At 38.7% G+C, this 19128-nt stretch carries 20 protein-coding genes and 1 tRNA gene; 8 read left to right on the top strand and 13 right to left on the bottom strand.

The genetic code is table 11. The features are described from left to right. Position 1 precedes the first annotated feature (1 nt). From IEU65_RS08875 to gap, 4 genes are all read right to left on the bottom strand, one after another. Positions 2–460, bottom strand: coding sequence for a MarR family winged helix-turn-helix transcriptional regulator (locus IEU65_RS08875; RefSeq protein ID WP_031941027.1), 459 nt, complete (start codon positions 458–460; stop codon positions 2–4). Then, positions 453–899 carry a 3-hydroxyacyl-ACP dehydratase FabZ gene (gene fabZ, locus IEU65_RS08870; RefSeq protein WP_010279473.1) on the bottom strand — a complete coding sequence of 149 codons (447 nt, stop codon included), beginning with the start codon at positions 897–899 and terminating at the stop codon, positions 453–455. Before fabZ ends, IEU65_RS08875 begins: the two co-directional genes overlap by 8 nt. 139 nt (positions 900–1038) lie before the next feature. Further along, positions 1039–1848, bottom strand: a complete 810-nt coding sequence (locus IEU65_RS08865; protein WP_010279470.1) for a metallophosphoesterase — start codon at positions 1846–1848, stop codon at positions 1039–1041. 214 nt (positions 1849–2062) lie between these two features. Beyond that, on the bottom strand, positions 2063–3082 hold the full coding sequence (gene gap / locus IEU65_RS08860; RefSeq protein WP_010279467.1) for a type I glyceraldehyde-3-phosphate dehydrogenase: 1020 nt from the start codon (positions 3080–3082) through the stop codon (positions 2063–2065). 464 nt (positions 3083–3546) lie between these two features. Here gap and IEU65_RS08855 point away from each other — a divergent pair, with 464 nt between their 5' ends. Continuing rightward, positions 3547–4047, top strand: coding sequence for an ECF transporter S component (locus IEU65_RS08855; RefSeq protein ID WP_010279465.1), 501 nt, complete (start codon positions 3547–3549; stop codon positions 4045–4047). 27 nt (positions 4048–4074) lie between these two features. On the opposite strand, the gene metG is transcribed toward IEU65_RS08855, so the two are convergent. Beyond that, positions 4075–6189 (bottom strand): methionine--tRNA ligase, encoded by a 2115-nt coding sequence (gene metG / locus IEU65_RS08850; protein ID WP_010279462.1) that lies wholly within the window; start codon positions 6187–6189, stop codon positions 4075–4077. A gap of 201 nt (positions 6190–6390) precedes the next feature. Between metG and IEU65_RS08845 the strand changes: the two genes are divergently transcribed. The 6 genes from IEU65_RS08845 (at position 6391) to IEU65_RS08820 (ending at position 10697) form a co-directional block, all read left to right on the top strand. Beyond that, the gene (locus IEU65_RS08845) at positions 6391–7044 is read left to right on the top strand and encodes an HD domain-containing protein (protein ID WP_010279458.1); all 654 of its coding nucleotides are present in this window, start codon (positions 6391–6393) and stop codon (positions 7042–7044) included. A gap of 200 nt (positions 7045–7244) precedes the next feature. Then, a complete protein-coding gene (locus tag IEU65_RS08840) occupies positions 7245–8033 on the top strand; it encodes a transporter substrate-binding domain-containing protein (protein ID WP_010279456.1) in 789 nt (262 codons plus the stop codon). Between the two features lie 26 nt (positions 8034–8059). Then, positions 8060–8758 (top strand): amino acid ABC transporter permease, encoded by a 699-nt coding sequence (locus IEU65_RS08835; protein ID WP_010279453.1) that lies wholly within the window; start codon positions 8060–8062, stop codon positions 8756–8758. Beyond that, positions 8755–9489, top strand: coding sequence for an amino acid ABC transporter ATP-binding protein (locus IEU65_RS08830; RefSeq protein ID WP_010279450.1), 735 nt, complete (start codon positions 8755–8757; stop codon positions 9487–9489). Before IEU65_RS08835 ends, IEU65_RS08830 begins: the two co-directional genes overlap by 4 nt. 71 nt (positions 9490–9560) lie before the next feature. Next, complete coding sequence (locus tag IEU65_RS08825; RefSeq protein ID WP_010279448.1) at positions 9561–10433, top strand: DNA/RNA non-specific endonuclease; 873 nt, start codon at positions 9561–9563, stop codon at positions 10431–10433. 9 nt (positions 10434–10442) lie between these two features. After that, positions 10443–10697, top strand: a complete 255-nt coding sequence (locus tag IEU65_RS08820; protein ID WP_010279445.1) for a hypothetical protein — start codon at positions 10443–10445, stop codon at positions 10695–10697. Positions 10698–10735: 38 nt separating this feature from the next. On the opposite strand, the gene IEU65_RS08815 is transcribed toward IEU65_RS08820, so the two are convergent. Continuing rightward, on the bottom strand, positions 10736–11752 hold the full coding sequence (locus IEU65_RS08815) for an NAD(P)/FAD-dependent oxidoreductase (RefSeq protein ID WP_010280611.1): 1017 nt from the start codon (positions 11750–11752) through the stop codon (positions 10736–10738). A 122-nt stretch (positions 11753–11874) separates the two neighbouring features. Here IEU65_RS08815 and IEU65_RS08810 point away from each other — a divergent pair, with 122 nt between their 5' ends. Beyond that, positions 11875–12843 carry a nucleoside hydrolase gene (locus tag IEU65_RS08810; RefSeq protein ID WP_010280610.1) on the top strand — a complete coding sequence of 323 codons (969 nt, stop codon included), beginning with the start codon at positions 11875–11877 and terminating at the stop codon, positions 12841–12843. A 34-nt stretch (positions 12844–12877) separates the two neighbouring features. On the opposite strand, the gene IEU65_RS08805 is transcribed toward IEU65_RS08810, so the two are convergent. The 7 genes from IEU65_RS08805 to IEU65_RS08775 all read right to left on the bottom strand — a co-directional run bounded on the left by IEU65_RS08805 (position 12878) and on the right by IEU65_RS08775 (position 18784). Continuing rightward, positions 12878–14119, bottom strand: a complete 1242-nt coding sequence (locus IEU65_RS08805) for a glutamate-5-semialdehyde dehydrogenase (RefSeq protein ID WP_010280609.1) — start codon at positions 14117–14119, stop codon at positions 12878–12880. Between the two features lies 1 nt (position 14120). After that, on the bottom strand, positions 14121–14909 hold the full coding sequence (gene proB, locus IEU65_RS08800) for a glutamate 5-kinase (RefSeq protein WP_010280608.1): 789 nt from the start codon (positions 14907–14909) through the stop codon (positions 14121–14123). A gap of 79 nt (positions 14910–14988) precedes the next feature. Then, complete coding sequence (locus IEU65_RS08795; RefSeq protein ID WP_010280607.1) at positions 14989–15633, bottom strand: deoxynucleoside kinase; 645 nt, start codon at positions 15631–15633, stop codon at positions 14989–14991. A 113-nt stretch (positions 15634–15746) separates the two neighbouring features. Then, on the bottom strand, positions 15747–16520 hold the full coding sequence (locus IEU65_RS08790; protein ID WP_010280606.1) for a M15 family metallopeptidase: 774 nt from the start codon (positions 16518–16520) through the stop codon (positions 15747–15749). Between the two features lie 166 nt (positions 16521–16686). Next, entirely contained in the window at positions 16687–18156 is a 1470-nt protein-coding gene (locus tag IEU65_RS08785; protein ID WP_010280605.1) for an MFS transporter, read from the bottom strand. Positions 18157–18412: 256 nt separating this feature from the next. After that, positions 18413–18485 (bottom strand) — tRNA-Lys (locus tag IEU65_RS08780). Positions 18486–18640: 155 nt separating this feature from the next. Beyond that, entirely contained in the window at positions 18641–18784 is a 144-nt protein-coding gene (locus tag IEU65_RS08775; RefSeq protein WP_010280604.1) for a hypothetical protein, read from the bottom strand. Between the last annotated feature and the right edge of the window lie 344 nt (positions 18785–19128).

The following is a 19128-nucleotide window of genomic DNA, read 5'->3' as shown; positions in this document are numbered from 1 at the left end:
CTCACTTACTCAATATTGCCATCAAATAACTTTTTAAATTATGAATAGCACGTTGTACAACAGAAGCTTCTTCCGTTGTCATACCAGCCATAAAATTATGAGCCATATCACGGTGGAAGCCTTGATGTGCACGGTAAACCACTCGCCCTTTATGCGTTAAACCTAGTTTAACAACACGCCGATCAGTTCGGGAACGACGTCGCTCAACATAACCTTTTTGTACTAACTTATCAATGGCTGTGGTCATTGCACTCGGAGTGAGATGAATCATGCGAGCCACCTGAGAAGCACTTTTTTCATCATACATTGAGATAGCATCAATGGTGTGCATATCTTTTAATGTAATATCTGAAAAATAACTACGTTTCAAAGAGGCTTCTTCAATCCACATAACATTGTTAAATACATCAACAAGGTCACTATTTATTTTTTCAAAATCAGTTGTAATTACTTCATTCATTTTTTTCATCTGGCGCCACCACAAACATCAACTCTGCTGATGTCGCAGTTTTACCGTCGACTTTGGCCTCGACCAATACGCTTCCCATGTTGGCGCGTAGTTTACCAAATGTGACATGCAATTTCAAAACATCACCTGGTTTAACCATGTGCTTAAACTTAGCGTTGTCAATACCTGTCATATAGGCTGTCTTGCCCTTGAATTGTGGTGAAGATAAAATCAAGATCGACGCCGCCTGTGCTAGTGATTCAATGATTAAGACGCCAGGCATCACAGGATTTCCAGGAAAATGTCCTTGAAAAAATTGCTCGTTAATTGTAACATTTTTAACAGCTACAATTGATTCATCCGGTACCATCTCCTCGACGTAATCCATATATAAAATAGGATAACGATTCGGGATTAAATTCATAATTTCAGTCGTTGTAAGAACTGGCATAGTGGTTCCTCTCTAAGAAATACTTCGATAATCAAAATATATGATAGTCAAATATTATCACAAAGTATTTCGATTGTCAAACTAATTAAGCGATTCAAAAATTGGCGCTGTTAATAAAAAACACCCGAGACAGGGGTGTTTAAAAAGTCAAGATAATTAGTCTATTTTGCCATTCAGTCATAAAATCGTCACTCTGCCATTCATGCACGCGAGTGGTATTATAGCCGACGGCCGCATTATAATAAATGTTATTGCCTACTTTTAGTGGCGCAGGGTGTAAATGTAAATGGCCTGTCACTGTGGCAATCGTATAGGATTGATCCAAAGCTTGTCCAAGACGACGACTGCCCAAAAAAGCATTCGCCATATCTAGTCTTGTATTACCATTTGGAAAACGTTTGATATAATCATCTCTTGGCACAAAGTGGCTCACTAATACGGTTTGCCGATTGCCCGCGGCTAATAGTTGATCATTAATCTGCTTCAGATTAATATCACAACGTTCTCTATCACTCATTGGTTGTTCAATTCGACGATCAAACCAAAAAGCTTTTTTAAATTGCTCAATTTGTGCTTGTGTATAATCCTGACCGACAAAACTATAATCATACCAGCCATTATTACCAATTAGTCTTACTTCATCAGTTAAGTCCATGTATTTATTATGGAAATATAGTGGGTCAATGTCACTTTCTAATTCATCATAACTGACGTTTTTGCCCATGTCATGATTGCCAGCAATAAATCGGATAGTCATTTTGTCTTGCACGAGCGCCTGCATCTCATGTGCAAAAGATAATGTCTCTGCAAAATCATTAAATGAATCACCAGCCATCACATATAATTGAACATTTTGATTCAACAAATAGAGCGCTTGAGCATGCATTGCGCGTTTAACATCAATATGATTTAAATCAAAGTGATTATCTGAAGAAAATGCAACTTTCACAAATAGAACTCCTGTTCGATATTTGAGTAAAGTATATCACATTTGAAACTAATATGCTGTTATCGCAACATTTGTTTAAGATTTGTTTGATTTTTATTACATTTTGTAACATTAACACATTAAAAAGTGATTACTGATTAATTGCAACAAAAAAACCGCCATAGCGGTCTTCTTAAAATAACATCTTACCCAAAAGTATGTGATGTCTTTAATTTTACAATGTTGCGAAGTGTAACAATGTACGGATCATGTTTGAAGTGAAGCCGTATTCGTTATCGTACCATGCTGCAACCTTAACTAATTGTTGACCTTCTCCGGCAACAACTTCAGTTTGTGTTGGATCAAAGACAGTACCATGTGTATCGTTGATGATGTCAGTAGATACCAATCCGTCACCGTTGTAACCAAATGAATCAGATTCGTACTTCTTCATAGCTGCGTTAACTTCTTCAACTGTAACGTCTTTCTTCAAAACGGCAGTCAATTCAGTGATTGAACCATCAGGAACAGGAACACGGATAGCTGAACCAGTCAACTTACCATCCAATGAAGGCACAACCAAACCGATAGCCTTTGCGGCACCAGATGAATGTGGCAATGAGTTTGAAGCAGCATCACGATTTGCTTGGCGCTTTGCAAAGTTAGCTGACTTTGGTCCATCTTGCAAGCTTTGTGAAGCTGTGTAAGCATGAACAGTCAACATCAAACCAGTCTTAACACCAAATTCTTTTTCCAATACGTTAGCGATTGGAGCCAATGATTGCGTTGTGCATGATCCTGCAGAAACAATCTTGTCGTCTGCAGTCAAGATGTCTTGGTTAACACCGTAAACAACTGTTGGAACTGCACCGGCTGGGGCTGAAACCAATACCTTCTTGGCACCTGCATCCAAGTGAGCTTGTGACTTTTCAGCTGAAGTATAGAAACCAGTAGCTTCCAATACATAATCAACACCATCGTTAGCAACCCACTTCAAGTCAGCAGCGTTACGTTCTGAGTAAACAGCATAGTGCTTACCGTTAACAATAATACCGCTCTCATCAGATGAAACATCAGCATGCAAAGTACCGTGAATTGAGTCATACTTCAACAAGTATGCCAACATGTCAGGGCTTGTCAAGTCGTTGATAGCAACAACTTCGATATCTGATGCTTTGTCTGACAACTCAAGGATGCGACGGAAAGCCAAGCGGCCAATACGTCCAAATCCGTTAATACCAATCTTAACAGTCATGTGTTTTAGATCCTCCAAAAATTTTTGACTTATGTCAACACCAATATTATAGCACAAAGTTCAACAATGAGCGAACGTGAACTTGTCTAAAAACTGATTTGATTAACCAGCAAAATCAAATATTTTTAATTATTATTACATATAAAAAAATTTAACTGAGTTTTTTCATTATTGGGACATATATTGAAACCAAAGAACCACTCCGTTTGTTAATATAACACAGCACGGCAACATTAGTTTATATGGTACATTTTATTCTCATTTTTCAACAAGAAAAACCAAAATAAATGATGCTTTTTAACCAAAAATCAATTGCACTACGTATCAATAACTGATAAAATATGATAAACGTTTTCATTTTTGAGTTCCATCTCATGAACTTGATCAGAGATATCACTTACATCATTTATTGTATCGGTCTCATAAAAACGTTGATCAAATAAACATTAAAAGGGCTTAACAACATGCACAACTCTAAATCGCAACATATCGCCATATTAGCGGTAATCATTGCTTTTAATATTGCACTATCTTATGTGATAAAAATTCCCGTCCCTGCTACTAATGGCTTTGTCAATCTTGTGGAAGCCGGTATTTTCATTGCCGCGCTTCTGGGTGGGGCCCGAAGCGGATTGATTGTTGGCGGTATGAGTGGTTTATTACTTGATTTACTTGCTGGCTATCCACAGTGGATGATTTTTTCATTAGTCATTCATGGTGCAGAAGGATTGTTGGTCGGCTATATTGGTTATCGTAAATCAATTTTGCCACAGGCAATTGCTTTGCTAATTGGCAGCCTTGTTATGGTGATTGGTTACGTTTTGGCGGGAGCAATTTTGTACAATTGGCCCGCTGGAGTCGCGTCAATAGTTGGTAATATCGCACAAGCAGTCATGGGATTAATTGTTGCATTAATCTTAATTCCAGTATTCAAACGTATGCCACAAATTGATTTGAAAGTATAAAAAAGAGACTCCATAGGAGTCTTTTTTTTACTCAATACCCGATCCTGGTTCAATTGAATCAGGTAAAATCGTAACCGTCACAATATCATTTTTTTCAGCTGACAAAATCATGCCTTCAGATAGTTCACCAGCCATCTTGCGCGGTTTCATATTGGCTACAATAGCCACAGTTTTACCAACCAAAACTGCGGGATCAGCATACCACTTTCGAATACCAGACAAAATTTGTCGTGGCTTACCGGAACCATCATCCAGTGTGAATTTCAACAATTTTTCAGACTTGGCAACAATTTCACCTGCAGTGATCTTAGCCGCCAAAATTTCTACTTTCGCAAAATCATCATACGTGATTAATTCTTTTTCCGGTGTCGTGTCTTTATTAGCGGCAGCAATCGCTGCTTCTTTTACTGCACGACCTTTCCCCTTAGTGTCCTTGGAAACTAAACCAGAAATAAATGCCACTTCTTCATCAACATTTTGACGTGGGAAGATTGGTTCACCCTTAGCAACAACGTGACCACCAGTTGGTAATTTTCCAAATGTCAACCCACCAATTGCGACACCTTTTTCAGCATAATCCAACCCTAATTGCTCAAATATTTTGCGAGGAGCCTGTGTCAAAACTGGTTGCAACAGTACGGCAACGACACGCAATGCACCAGCAAGATGTGCCATAACACTTGATAAAATTGGCTTAGCATTGTCATCTTTCGCCAACACCCAAGGTTGTGTCTCGTCAATATACTTATTGGCTCGACGAATAATTGTCCAAACACTTTCGAGTGCATCTGCTGTACGGAGTTCACGGAAACTTTTGTTATAGCTAACAATCGCGTCCTCCACAGTACGAACTAGATCTTCATCAAACGCGGTTTTGCCAGTATGAAGTTCAGGAATAACACCACCTTCATACTTATTAATCATGGCAACAGTTCGGTTAAGTAGGTTTCCTAAATCGTTTGCCAAATCATAGTTGACACGGGCAACAAAGTCTTCTGGGGTAAACACGCCATCATTTCCAAATGGCATAGCACGCAATAAGTAGTAACGAACTGCGTCCAAACCATAACGTTGTTCCAACACTTCTGGGTAAATAACATTACCCTTTGACTTCGACATTTTACCGTCTTTCATGACTAACCAGCCATGACCAATCACCGTTTTGGGCAATTCTAATCCAAGTGCGTGCAACATGATTGGCCAATAAATCGTGTGGAAGCGGACAATTTCTTTACCAACTAATTGGACATTAGCTGGCCAGAATTTATCAAACAACGCTGTGTCATCTGAATCATAGCCGAGCGCAGTAATATAATTGGCTAACGCGTCAATCCAAACATAAATCACATGCTTTTCATCCCCAGGGACAGGTACACCCCAGTCAAAGGATGTCCGCGTAACTGCCAAATCTTCTAATCCAGGCGCAATGAAGTTATTGATCATCTCGTTCATTCGCGCTTCAGGTTGAATAAAGTTAGGGTGCGTTTTGTAGTAATCTAGCAACCAGTCGGCGTATTGACTCATTTTGAAAAAGTAAGCTTCTTCTTTGACGAGCTCAACTTCATGTCCTGATGGTGCCTTACCACCAATTACTTTACCTTGTTCGTCGTGATAGACTTCAGCAAGTTGTGATTCGGTGAAATATTCTTCATCTGAAACAGAATACCATCCTTCATACTCACCTTTATAAATATCACCATTTTCAAGTAATTGCGTAAAAATCTTTTCAACGGCTTTTTCGTGGCGATCTTCTGTCGTCCGGATAAAGTCATCATATGAAATATCCATTAACTGCCACAAGTCTTTGATTTGCTTAGCCATGCCATCAAGATAGGCAATTTCTGACGTGCCAGCAGCTTTTGCTTTTTGTTGGATTTTCAAACCATGTTCATCAGTACCTGTTAAAAAGTACACATCGTCACCCAAAAGACGGTGATATCGCGCTGCAGCATCAGCCAATACTGTCGTATAAGTATTGCCAAGTTGCAACTTACCTGATGGATAATAGATAGGTGTTGTGATGTAAAAAGTTTTGTCTTTCTTCACAGAAAACTGTTGCTCTGCCTTGGAAAATTTGTCGTAAATGACAGCTGAATCTGTGTGATTGGCAGTGTTAAATAAAACATTGTTTGGTTCTGACATATGAGTCTTCCTCTTTCTTTAACGTAACCTAGCTCATTTCTGGAACGAGGTACGCTTTTTGCCATATGAGGCTTAGTATATAAGATTATTATAACCAAAATTAGGTATTTTTCATAGGAAATTTCATTTTTTTATCGACGCAAGGACACTTTCATTTTAAAAACAAAACCGGTAAACTGTAATTGATTAGGAGATAACTTGATGTCACAAATAGAATTAATCACTAAATACATGACAACTGTCCTAACAAAGGACAACACCGGACACGGGACTGACCACATTATGCGTGTGTTAGCACTGGCAGATAAGATTCTGCCTAATGAGCCTGATGCTGATGCCTTTATCGTTCATGCAGCTGTTTTACTTCATGATGTATATGACGATAAATTATATGACAGCGAAACAGATGTGATTGCTGCTAAAAATGCTATGATTTCATTTTTATTGTCAATTGGCGTTGATCCTGAAAAAATCGAAGCTATTACGGATATTATTGATAATATGTCTTGGTCACATTCGTTAGAAAATGCAACTCATTTAACGCTCAATGGTCAAATTGTTCAGGATGCAGACCGCCTTGACGCTATCGGTGCTATCGCTGTTGTACGTGCCATTACATACGGTGCTGTTAAAAATCGCGTCTTATACGATCCAAGTGTTCCACCCAGAATCGCAAAAGACAAAGCCACCTATCGCAGCAATGACAGTACAACAATTAACCACTTTTATGAAAAATTGTTGCTCATTAAAGACAAGCTAAATACTGACACAGCTCGTGCCATTGCAATACCAAGACAGCAATTCATGCTAGATTTTTTGAGCGAATTTAAGGCTGAATGGTCTCTTGAAAAATAAACTTGCAGAATAATTACTGACATGTTAAGCTTATATTGAATTTGGAGAAATAATGTTAAAAATGATGATTACAACTAAAAATTGTGTCCACCGGCGCTTGTTAGCACCGGTATTTTGACGTATTTTTATCCACATCAAACTATCACTTACTAACGTTATCAACTTCATTTGATAAGCGCCTTTTTCTATGGAGAAAAATCATGAAGAAGAAAATCATTGTCACAGTAATTGCACTAATCATTGTCATCACAGCGGTCCTAAGTATTACCACACGACGCTCATCTCAAAAATCAGAAACCATAACATCAGGCACTTTAACCATTGGTTTAGAAGGCACTTATGCACCTTTTTCATACCGTCAAAATGGCAAATTAACCGGATTTGAAGTTGAGTTATCGACAAAAATAGCCAAAAAACTAGGGCTAAAGCCTAAATATGTTCAAACAAAATGGGACTCCTTAATTGCTGGTCTTGGTGCAAAAAGATATGACGTCGTTTTTAATGATGTGGGTATCACAGCAGAACGCCAAAAAAACTATCGTTTTAGCTCACCCTATATTTATGCTAAAACTGTCTTAATTAAACCAACATCTGCCACAGACTTAAAGACATTGGCTGATATCAAAGGTAAAAAAATGGCGCAATCCACAACTTCTAATTTCGGAGCACTGGCTAAAAAATCCGGTGCAGAAATAGTGGCCGTTCCCGGGATAACGGAAGCTATGAACATGGTCACTACTGGTCGCGCGGACGGCACTTTAAATGACATGGGCGCTTACCAAGTATGGAAAAAAGCAAATCCGTCAGCTAAAACAACTGCCATTGATTTAAGCAAAGAAAGTCCTGCTTCTCCAGCCGGAGCGCTGATCAACAAAAATAACAAAGCCTTGCAAGAAAAAATTAATCAAGCATTAACTGACCTGCGCGCAGATGGTACTTTAAAGTCACTGTCAATCAAATATTTCAATACTGATTTAACTGTAAAGTGATTGATTATGTTGTCTAGGAGGATTTTATGACACAATTTATTCAAATTGCCATACAATATTTGCCAAGTTTATTGATGGCCGCGCTAACCTATACACTTCCTTTGACGGCAATTTCGTTCATTTTAGGATTAATCTTTGCAATTTTAACCGCGTTAATCCGAATTTCTAAACTTCCCTCTGAACCAATTGCGCGATTGATTATGATAATACTGAAAGCTGTTGCAGCATTTTACGTTTGGCTATTTCGTTCAACGCCCATGATTGTGCAATTGTTTATTGTGTTCTACGGATTACCCAATGCACACATCAACTTTTTTGCTAACGCGTGGGTATCTGCGATCACTGTTTTTTCACTAAACACTGGCGCCTATGCTTCAGAAAGTGTCCGTGCAGCCATTTTATCAGTACCTAAAGTACAAAAAGAAGCAGCCGAATCACTTGGCATGACCAATCGTCAAGTTTATTGGCGAGTCGTTTTGCCGCAGGCTGCGCGCATTTCGATTCCACCTCTAAGCAACTCACTAATTAGTTTGTTGAAAGATACGTCACTGGCCAGTGTCATTACCATTGTAGAAATGTTTTATCTCAGTCAGCAAATCGCCGCCGAAAACTACAAAATTTTATCCATGTATGTGTTAGTGGCAATGGTTTATGCCTTATTAACCACTATTTTAACTGTGGGACAACACTATCTTGAACGTTATACCTCGAGGTTTACAATATGATTGAAGTTAAACACATTATCAAACAATATCCAGACAAACGTGCATTAGATGATGTTTCAGCAACTTTTAATGCACATGAAACAGCGGTTATTCTGGGCCCCTCCGGTTCTGGTAAATCAACACTGCTACGTACCCTAAATTTGCTTGAAAGGCCAACAAGTGGCACACTAGCTTTGAATGATTTAACCATCAATTTTGAAGCACCTATTGCCAAAAAAGAAATTTTCAATTTCCGGCAGTCATTTGGCATGGTTTTTCAAGAAAAAGCTTTGTTTGCACACTTGACGGTCTTAAAAAATATCATAGAGGGTCCAGTCCAAGTCAAAAAAGAGCCTATCGCTGTTGCTACAAAAAAAGCACAAGCATTACTGGAACGATTTGGTATGGCAGAACTCGCTGAACGATACCCATCAGAGCTTTCCGTAGGTCAGCAGCAACGTGTTGCCATTATGCGAGCATTAGCCATGCAACCAGAATACTTATTACTCGATGAGCCAACTAGTGCACTAGATCCAGAATTAGAAGCACAAGTACTACATGTCTTAAAAGAGTTAGCTACACAACGGACCTCCATGATTGTCGTGACCCACAACTTGGGTTTTGCGCGTCAAGTGGCCGATCATATTATTTTCATTGAAAATGGTCAAATTGGTTATGATGGTAGTGCTGAGGGATTTTTTAGTGCCACAGATAATAGAATTCAACAATTCTTAAATGCAATGAACTTTTAATAGAAAAATCTCATTGCGTTTCGTATTAACCCACAACATGTTATGATATATGAGTTGAAAGAGAGAATATCATGGCTAGAAAACGCACTTATACTCGTAGAAAACAGCCTCAAAATAAACTTTTGTCGCTGTTAATCATTGTACTTGTTGCTGGATTTTATCTTTGGCAAAACCAACAGCAATCAAATACGCCAACCGAGAAAACATCACGTGCAACCGTTAATGCGCCAAATGATCAAGCGCTTTTAAATCTTAAATGGGATGGCACTTTAGACGGCGACATTGTTCACGTTAACAATAATAAAGCGACTTTTAGTGAAACTGAAATGGCGGACACTTTTCCCAGTCAAGCCTCAAAGTTACGACCAATTGACGGCTTGAGTTTGTCGCCCCTAGATAGTCTAGGTCGCTCACAACAGGCCAATTTTGTAGCTAGTCAAAGTGCTATCTCTAAGGTAACCAAAAGACCAAGTCGCATGCCATACGACGTTCGTCCATCAGGTTGGTTTATTGGTGATCGATTTGACGGCACAAAGTGGGTCGGAGGTTATCATAATAATCCCAATGTTAAACTTGGTAATAGCAAGCAGCCTTTGTGGAATAAGTCGCACATCGTTGGCTATCAATTTTTCGGTATGGCGACAATGGTCACAGAGAATATGACAACAGGTACACGAGTGGAAAATGCCTATCCGGGACAATTAGTTGCCGAAGATGACATTCGTGATGCGATTGAAAAAAATCCCAAGATCACTGTACGTGGACAAGTCACACCCCTATATATTGGCAACGAACTTATTCCACGTGGTGTTCATTATATGGCAAAATCAATTGGCGACGATGGTAAAAGCCTTAATATCAATTATTGGATTTTTAACGTACAACCTGGCGTTAAAATTGATTATGCCACTGGTAAAGTCACAATATTAGAATCAGCAAAGTAAGGCACAACTATGTTTCAATTATATGATATCAAAGCATTACAACACAAACTCTCGACCGCACAGAACCAAGCTAAACAATTGCAAAATGACTTAGAGCAGTCAAACCGTGATGCTTCATCACAACGCTCACTAAGAAATAATTTAAAGAATGTCACCTTAGTAATTGCTGAGCTAGAAAAACAAATTCGAACACAGAAAAAACACGAGACACATGCTAATAATCGTCATTTTGCCCGTAGCAACACGCACAAGCATGACTTATAACAAAAAATGTTAACCTCAGGATCAGAGGTTAACATTTTTTATATCACTTTACCATCGCGGACAACCATGGCACTAGAATGGCCTGGCCCACCGCGTTCTGGGTCAAATACCCGAATAGCAGCATTAATGGCATTAGGTGCTTCACCAAATCCTATCGCTATCAAGTCCGCTTTCCCAACGTAATGGCTGGCATCCCCAATAGCAAAAACACCAGGAACACTAGTAGCCAGCTCCTGATTAACATGGAATACTTGACCATCAAGTTCCGGCTGAATGTCCCAAGATTGCACTGTTTTATTAGCTGAAATGAAACCATAATTGATAATTAGGTCATCCACTACTAAATCGCTATGCAACAAGTCATTTTTAACATTTGCCAAACTAAGCCTCAGCTTGCCTGAAGACAATTTCTCAACTTTTGTCACTTTTTTTGGCGTTTCACGTTTCACTGTTGATTGTTCTAACGCTTTAACACTTTGCTCCATCGCTCTAAATTGATCCCGTCGATGAATCAAAGCAGTCGAAGCGGTTAATTGATTAAGCATTGTTGCCATATCAACTGCTGAATCCCCGCCACCAGCAATGGCAACGTCATGATTATCAAAATCATGTTTGTTTTTTACAAAATAGTGAACACCTTGTCCAACTAGCTCATCTACGCCATCTAACTGCATTTTACGTGGTTCAAATGCCCCTTTACCTGTGGTAACGATAATTGTTTTGGCGATCATCGTGGTGCCATCATCTGTAGCAATTGTGAATAACTCGTCTTGTTTCACAACGTTAACCACAGTCGTATTCGTTTTAATTGTAATAGGAAACATATCAAGTTGTGCTTGTAACGACGCGATTAAGTCTGAACCTTTGATACTTGGAAAACCCGCAACATCTAGAATATTTTTTTCAGGATAAAGTGCTGTTACCTGCCCGCCTAAAGTAGCTAAACTTTCGATCAAAATTGTTTTTGTATTTCGTAGCCCAGCATAAAATCCTGCAAACATACCAACTGGTCCACCACCTATTATGGCAATATCATATATTTCTGTTTCTGTCATTCATAAATCTCCAATTTTTGTTTACCCTGTACAAGAATATTATACCTACATTTGGCGAATTTATCCCTAAATTTGTTGTTGTCCGTTATAATAAACATATCTTTAAAAATTGGAGAAAATTTATGGCCCACAAAAAAATGATTCTTGATCTTGACACAGGTATTGATGACGCACTTGCGTTAGCTTATGCTGTCGCAGACCCAAATGTTGATCTCATTGGTATTATTTCAAGTTATGGTAACACTCTGGTCACAACGGCCGCCCAAAATTCTTTGAATTTACTCCATCTACTCGGTGCAGACAATGTCCCTGTTTTCATTGGTGAAAGTCATTCAAGCACTACTGACCATTTTGATGTGATGCCAATTTCACAAGCTATTCACGGCAAAAACGGCGTTGGTGATGTTTTGTTAGCAACATCACCTCAAAAAGTTTCCGCACAATCTGGGGTCGATTTCTTAATCGAAGCTGCACACCAATATCAAGATGAGTTAATTTTTATTCCTACCGGTCCCCTAACGAACTTGACGGCTGCAATTAAAAAAGATCCCGACGTTGCGCACTTAATTGGCAATACAACATTGATGGGCGGCGCCTTAACTGTCCCAGGCAATGTCACACCATTCACTGAAGCTAATATCCATCAAGATCCCGAGGCTGCTGACTTTGCTTTCACTCATCAGGACAATTTAACGATGGTTGGTCTTGATGTTACCCTCCGAACACTATTAACAAAAAAAGAAACTGCTGCATGGCGCTTGCTAGGAACAACCGCAGGTCAAAAATATGCTGATTTAATGGATTTTTATATTGACGCCTATGCTAAACTAAATATCGACAAAAAAGGTGCTGCACTTCATGATCCGCTAGCAGTAGCCGTTGGTATTGACCCAAGCTATGTCACCACAATTTCATTAGCCATGCGTGTCACTTATGATAAAGAAAGTGGCGATTATGGTCGCACTATCGGAGATAAAAGTAGATTGTTGGAACCAACAACTACTAAAGCCGCCGTGCTCGTCGACACACCACGTTTTGTAAACGATTTCCAAAATCTAATGCTAAATATTTTGAATACAACTCAGAAATAAATAGAGACATGTCATTAACGACATGTCTCTTTATTTATGAACGAATTTGACCATCGCCAAACACTTCATATTTGATTGTTGTCAAAGCCTCAAGACCCATTGGCCCACGTGCATGAAGCTTTTGAGTTGAAATGCCAATTTCTGCACCGAACCCAAATTCAAATCCGTCCGTAAACCGACTTGAGGCGTTTCGGTAAACGACTGCAGCATCAACGTCATTCATAAATTTGGCAACGTTTTCAGCATCTTCACTAATAATGGTTTCAGAATGGTGCGTTGTGTGCCGATTCACCCACTCAATTGCCTCATCAATCCCAGAAACAATACGGACACCCATAATTAGGTCATTATATTCTGTGTCCCAATCAAGTTCACTAGCTGGTATCAAATCACTTTCAATCGCTCTAGAGGCTTCATCACCTCGTAATTCAACATCTGCCGCTCTTAATCGACCAGTAATCTTTGGCAAAAATTCATCCGCTATATCCGCATGAATTAACAACTTCTCGGCAGCATTGCATACCGCTGGCTTCTGCGTTTTGGCATTATGAATAATATTAATGGCTTCATCTTGATCAGCACTAGCATCTACAAAAATGTGTGTGTTACCAGCACCAGTTTCTATCACAGGAACCGTGGCATTAGCCACAACAAAATCAATAAAATGACCAGAGCCTCGTGGAATCAAGACGTCCACATATTCTCTCATATGAAGTAACTGGTTGACTGAGTCATGTGACGTGTCAGTGATGAGTTGTATCATATCTGGATTGAGATCACGTTGCTTCAAAACGTCACGTAAAATAGCTGCGAGTGCCTTATTTGAGGCAATCGCTTCTTTCCCACCTCGTAAAATAACAGCATTACCAGACTTTAGCGTGAGCGCCGCTGAGTCAACAGTAACATTTGGTCGTGCTTCATAAACCATTGCCACAACACCCAAGGGTACTATCTTTTTTACAATTTTTAATTTGGCGTGATTTTCCCACGTTTCATACGGTCCTGCTAAAGGATCAGGCAATTGCGTGACTGCCAAAAGAGATTCGGCAATGCCTTGAACTGTCGCCTCATCAAGCGTTAGTCGTTTTACCATTGGTGCAGCAAGATTTGTTGCTAATGCTAAATCTTGCTGATTAGCCGCAATAATGACATCTGACTTTTCCGTAATAGCAGCTGCCATCATTTTTAAAATTTGATTGCGTGTCTCAAAAGATAAGTTGGCAGCGTCTAGCGCTGCTGCCTTTGCTTTTTGACCAATATTTTGTATTGTTTCCATCTTATTCTCCTTGAAACAAAGTGCCCACGGCCTCACCTTTGATAACATCTAAAATTAAAGCGGGATTGGCACCATTGATTAGCACCATTTTGCCACGATGTGCCATCACCAGTTCGGCTGCCAATAATTTGGTACTCATACCACCTGTTCCAAGGCCTGAAACGGAACCAGTGGCACTCATCCGAATGTCATCAGTAACTGCCGTAACATGACGAATAGGTGTGGCAGTAGCATCAATTGTTGGATTGGCAGTATACAGCGCATCAACATCACTTAAAATAATTAGACCATCGGCTCGCAATTCATGTGTTACAATTGCCGCCAACCGATCATTATCACCAAACGAATGTTGATGATCCAATTCATCTACTGCAATCACATCATTTTCGTTAATAATTGGAATAACATGTTCAGCTAACAATGCTTCAACAGCGTTGATAGCATTTTCAAGCATTACTTTATTATCAAAAACGTCATACGTCAACAAAACTTGTCCTATCATTTGTTGATAAAACGCAAAGCTTTGGTTGTAAAGTGACATTAAATATGTTTGACCGATAGCCGCCAATGCTTGCTGTTGTGGTATTTCTTTTGGTCGTGACTGAAGCTGCATTTGTTGCATCGCCACACCAATCGCACCTGAAGTAACTAATACCACTTCATGCCCGCTTTTTTGTAAACTTGTGAGTGTTTGCGCCAAACGATTGATCACTGAATATTTAATTTGCCCATCACCATCAACAATGGTGCTTGTGCCAACTTTGACAACGATTCTCTGCCAATTTTCCATGCTATTATTTCCTATTTTGTTTTATTATAACAGAAAGCTCCCAACTCGGCAGTTAGGAGCTACATAGTCGTTAGTACTTTTAAAATGATAGCACACCTGTTTCAGATAATTTGGCATCAATCATTTCAAATACTTCTGCTCGTGCTTTTGGATTCTCAACGAAATCAAAACGGTCGCCATCAATTTGAATTTTTGGTGATCGGTCATAGTTTTCAAACCAATCATCATATCGGCTATTAAGTGCTTGATAATATTCATACAAACTTGGATTCTCATCAATTTGTTCATAAGAACGTCCACGCTTTTTGATGCGTGCCAACATTGTATCAAAACTAACACGAACATGAATCAATAGGTCAGGATCTTTTGAAGCGCCTCCGGGAATTTCAGCCATCATATTATCAACCAAAGATTTATAAATGTCGACTTCTGTCTGTGTGGCACGATCTAAATCAGCAGTTAATTGGAACAACAAAGCATCTTCAAAAATTGAACGATCAAGGATATTTTTTGTGACAACTTGCGCTTTTTTAATTTGTGCCAAACGCTTATTCAGAAAATAAATTTGCAGCAAAAAGCCATACTTTTTGGGGTCTTCATAGAATAAAGGCAAAATTGGATTATCATCCACGCTTTCATAAAAAGCCTCTGAATCCAAATGCTGGGCCAACATCTTTGTTAAACTTGTTTTGCCGGCGCCAATGGTGCCTGATAATACAATCATGCCAATTCTCCTTTAAAATAATGTGATTATTTAACAAACCTGCTAAAAATATTTACTTATTAAGTATAGCAAAATTGTCATTTACTTGCAGACGAAATCAATTGGTTTTGACGTCAGCGATTAGCATTTTTTAAAGCAGCAACATACGCCTCTAAGGTTAAATGATGCTGGGTCATATATTTTGCGTTTGCCACACCAACATATCTAAAATGCCATGATTCATAATCAATACCTGTTTGTTTAATTGACTTTGCATCACTTAGAAAACGTAATACAAATCCGTAATCTGGTGCATGTTGTATCAACCATTTCTGAGAGGCGTACTGATCCATCTCGGCCTGCAGTGCAGGATAAGCCGCCAATGCATCATCCCCCGCCAAATCAACAGCTAACCCCGTGTGATGTTCTGAAGCTCCTGGCGTTTGGATGACAAGTGCTGTCTTATTTTTGGCCTCAGTTGTGCTCAAACCGTTGGCTTCATATTGTGCAACTGAATTGTCAAAAATTTGTTTTTGATAGGCAATGGAACGATATCCTGAAACTAAAGTTGTGGCATATCCTGCTTTTTGAGCAGCTTGACGGAAATTAGCCAAAGGCTGTTCAATTCTAGTATCAATTTGCTTGTCATCAACCGTGACTTTATTAAAATTTAATTCTGCTGACAATGGCTGTTTTTTGTTCACCAAGACTAAGTCCCAATCAGTCGATTTGACGCCCTTTGGAAAAGTATTTTTTGACGGAGCTGTTGATGTCGACTTTTTAACATCTGGCGACGCTGATTTCTCCTGATTATCAAAATGCCGTACTGTTAAAATGCCAACAATGATAACTAGAATTAAAATAACAAATATATATGGCATTTTGACATGCCCGACAGTTTTTTTCACTACTTTTACCCCAATATATTTTAATAACTGATATTAACAAGACCATCTTTAGTATCCCGCAGTACTTATAAGATTGCAATAAAAAAACAACACGTCAAGTCATAGTTGATAGATTTATCATTTCAGAAAATCTACGCGCAGTGTCTTTAAATGTTGTCTCATCTAGTTAACTATTTTTTTCTTTCAATTCTTGGTTCATCTTGTCAACATATGCATCCGACAAAGGATAACGACTGATGACAATCATGGCAACAACGGCCAAAATGCTTGGTAACCAAATCATTGACAATGTAATACCAAATTGTGCACTAGCAGTTTGTGTCAAAGCACCAGACTTAAAGTGCATAATCTGCAAAAGATAACCAGGAATAATACCACCAAGTGCCAAACCAATTTTGAAGAAAAGACCCATGATAGCATTGATTATGCCAGCAACACGCTTGCCTGAGATATACTCGCCATTTGAGACAACTTCAGGAACCAGTGCCCACATGAAACCAGTTGCAGATGTTAGACCCCATTGTTGTAGGAAACGACCAGTGAATCCCAACCAATCTGAGGAAGGATTCTTAGACCAAGCAAACAAAAGTAATTGTCCTATTATAAAGATAGATAAGAATGTGAAGAAAAATCCTTTTTTTCCAAGCGTTGAACGCAATTTTGGCCAAAGTACTACCAAGAAAATACCTGGGATTGAACCAATTAACCCAATTGATGCCATCAAAGCTGACTTACCGCCCTCAACACCAAAGTTATATTGCATGAAGTATGGCCAAACTGTATTTCCAAAGAACATCAAGGTGAAGCCAACTAAGAAGAAAATACCAAGGTTACGCAAAGCTGCATTACGCTTTAACTCAGCAAACAAATCAGAATACTTGACCTGATCTGTTGATTCCTCTGAGGCTAGAACGCGTTCTCTGGTGTTACGATAAGCTATAAATAGTGCAACAGCGCCAATAAGCATATATATACCGTAAACTTTAAACCATGCGCCAGCTGCTGAAGGAGCAGCATAGTTTCCTAGTTTCAACTTTAAACCAAACAGACCAGTATCTGTCATTTTTGCATTAGGTGAAGCTAATTGAACAAACAAAGGAAATAGTGTATAAACCAGTAAGTTACCCACATTAGCCAGCATCATACGAACTGAAGTTAACTTTGACACTTCCATTTCATCACGAGTTAATGATGCATTTAATGAACCATAAGGGATATTAACAAATGAGTACACCAACGCTGTTGCCATATATGAAACAGTTGCATAAGCAACAGTTGCGGCAGAACCAGATCCTAGCACTTTTGCAACAGGTAAAAACAACAGCGCTGCTAAAATAACAAGTGGAATACCAAAATTCAAAAGAAATGGTCGATATTTACCATTCTTTGTAATTTTAGCTTTATCAACAACAGTTCCAACCCATGGATCCCAAACAACATTAATCCAACGAACAACTAAAAATATCGTTGCACCAACACCAGCTGATATGCCGTTAATGTTTGTTAAGTAAAATAGCAAAAAGCCACCAACTGTTCCAAACACCAAGTTTTGAGCAAAATCACCGAAACCATAACTCACACGATCCCAAGTTGTTAGTTTGGCGAATTCATCTCTTTTTTCAAGATTTGCATCCATAATTATATCTCCCAGATAATATTTTATAATTGTGAATAAACGCACTTATAAGTGAAAACGTTATCACATCTTTACTCAGATATCATAACATGGTTAGTTTGTTTGTGCAACCAACTTAAAAAACAAAATGTTATCTTTTCTCTTTGTGAGAAATAAAGTGAGACATATCAAGATATTTCACAAATTACACTATTAACAACATATTAATCTATGCAACAAAAAACCACCCAGAAATTGTCTGAGTGGTTTTCCAAAATGGTCAGCCAGGGGCTCGAACCCTGGACCCACGGATTAAGAGTCCGTTGCTCTACCAACTGAGCTAGCTGACCATATCATCTGTTTTTGCAACACAAATCATAATACCACAAATTCGATCAATAGGCAACATATCAACTAACCTATTCAATTCATAAACTAAAATCACAAAACTGACATTAAGGTCAGCCTAGGCGATATATTTCTAACAAAAAAGCGAACCTCCCTCTTAATTATCAGATCCATTTTTGTCTAACGGACTATCTTGATTAACTTTTCTTTCAAAAGTAGTCACAGCTCTTAGCAACAGTTTATAAAACTTATAGGCAACAAATAGCCAGATAATAATTGTCAAGTCAATATGATACGTCATCGTCATTTGTGTCCTTTCATCATTTGAAGTGAATTATAATCGATATTTAGTTACCAACACAAATCAGTATTTGATTTATTCTAAAAACATTCGCAAAAAATTCGGAACTTTTTCACATTTACGCCTGTATTTTTCTCAAAACAATGAACAAGACAAATTTACAACTCATAAAAACACGAAACCCGATGAACTAACACGTTCATCGGGAAATATTTTTGAGAGAATATTTGAGAGAGAAGAGAATATATTCGGGAGAGAATATGAATTATTTAGAGTCGCGGGGAGAACGCGACTTTGGCTCCTTTTTGCCATGGGTTTCGTGCTTCTGATGTGATGGTCATCAG

Source organism: Leuconostoc pseudomesenteroides KCTC 3652, assembly GCF_014634745.1.
In the GTDB taxonomy this organism is placed as follows: Bacteria; Bacillota; Bacilli; order Lactobacillales; family Lactobacillaceae; genus Leuconostoc; species Leuconostoc pseudomesenteroides.
Note: the sequence above shows the minus strand (reverse complement) of the source record. Positions and strands in the feature narration are given on the sequence as shown.

What these genes read in the sequence shown, in the direction of transcription:
- IEU65_RS08875 (WP_031941027.1), bottom strand. Translation starts at nt 460, where the DNA reads ATGAATGAAGTAATTACAACTGATTTTGAAAAAATAAATAGTGACCTT.
- fabZ (WP_010279473.1), bottom strand. Translation starts at nt 899, where the DNA reads ATGCCAGTTCTTACAACGACTGAAATTATGAATTTAATCCCGAATCGT.
- gap (WP_010279467.1), bottom strand. Translation starts at nt 3,082, where the DNA reads ATGACTGTTAAGATTGGTATTAACGGATTTGGACGTATTGGCCGCTTG.
- IEU65_RS08855 (WP_010279465.1), top strand. Translation starts at nt 3,547, where the DNA reads ATGCACAACTCTAAATCGCAACATATCGCCATATTAGCGGTAATCATT.
- metG (WP_010279462.1), bottom strand. Translation starts at nt 6,189, where the DNA reads ATGTCAGAACCAAACAATGTTTTATTTAACACTGCCAATCACACAGAT.
- IEU65_RS08845 (WP_010279458.1), top strand. Translation starts at nt 6,391, where the DNA reads ATGTCACAAATAGAATTAATCACTAAATACATGACAACTGTCCTAACA.
- IEU65_RS08840 (WP_010279456.1), top strand. Translation starts at nt 7,245, where the DNA reads ATGAAGAAGAAAATCATTGTCACAGTAATTGCACTAATCATTGTCATC.
- IEU65_RS08835 (WP_010279453.1), top strand. Translation starts at nt 8,060, where the DNA reads ATGACACAATTTATTCAAATTGCCATACAATATTTGCCAAGTTTATTG.
- IEU65_RS08830 (WP_010279450.1), top strand. Translation starts at nt 8,755, where the DNA reads ATGATTGAAGTTAAACACATTATCAAACAATATCCAGACAAACGTGCA.
- IEU65_RS08825 (WP_010279448.1), top strand. Translation starts at nt 9,561, where the DNA reads ATGGCTAGAAAACGCACTTATACTCGTAGAAAACAGCCTCAAAATAAA.
- IEU65_RS08820 (WP_010279445.1), top strand. Translation starts at nt 10,443, where the DNA reads ATGTTTCAATTATATGATATCAAAGCATTACAACACAAACTCTCGACC.
- IEU65_RS08815 (WP_010280611.1), bottom strand. Translation starts at nt 11,752, where the DNA reads ATGACAGAAACAGAAATATATGATATTGCCATAATAGGTGGTGGACCA.
- IEU65_RS08810 (WP_010280610.1), top strand. Translation starts at nt 11,875, where the DNA reads ATGGCCCACAAAAAAATGATTCTTGATCTTGACACAGGTATTGATGAC.
- IEU65_RS08805 (WP_010280609.1), bottom strand. Translation starts at nt 14,119, where the DNA reads ATGGAAACAATACAAAATATTGGTCAAAAAGCAAAGGCAGCAGCGCTA.
- proB (WP_010280608.1), bottom strand. Translation starts at nt 14,909, where the DNA reads ATGGAAAATTGGCAGAGAATCGTTGTCAAAGTTGGCACAAGCACCATT.
- IEU65_RS08795 (WP_010280607.1), bottom strand. Translation starts at nt 15,633, where the DNA reads ATGATTGTATTATCAGGCACCATTGGCGCCGGCAAAACAAGTTTAACA.
- IEU65_RS08785 (WP_010280605.1), bottom strand. Translation starts at nt 18,156, where the DNA reads ATGGATGCAAATCTTGAAAAAAGAGATGAATTCGCCAAACTAACAACT.
- IEU65_RS08775 (WP_010280604.1), bottom strand. Translation starts at nt 18,784, where the DNA reads ATGACGTATCATATTGACTTGACAATTATTATCTGGCTATTTGTTGCC.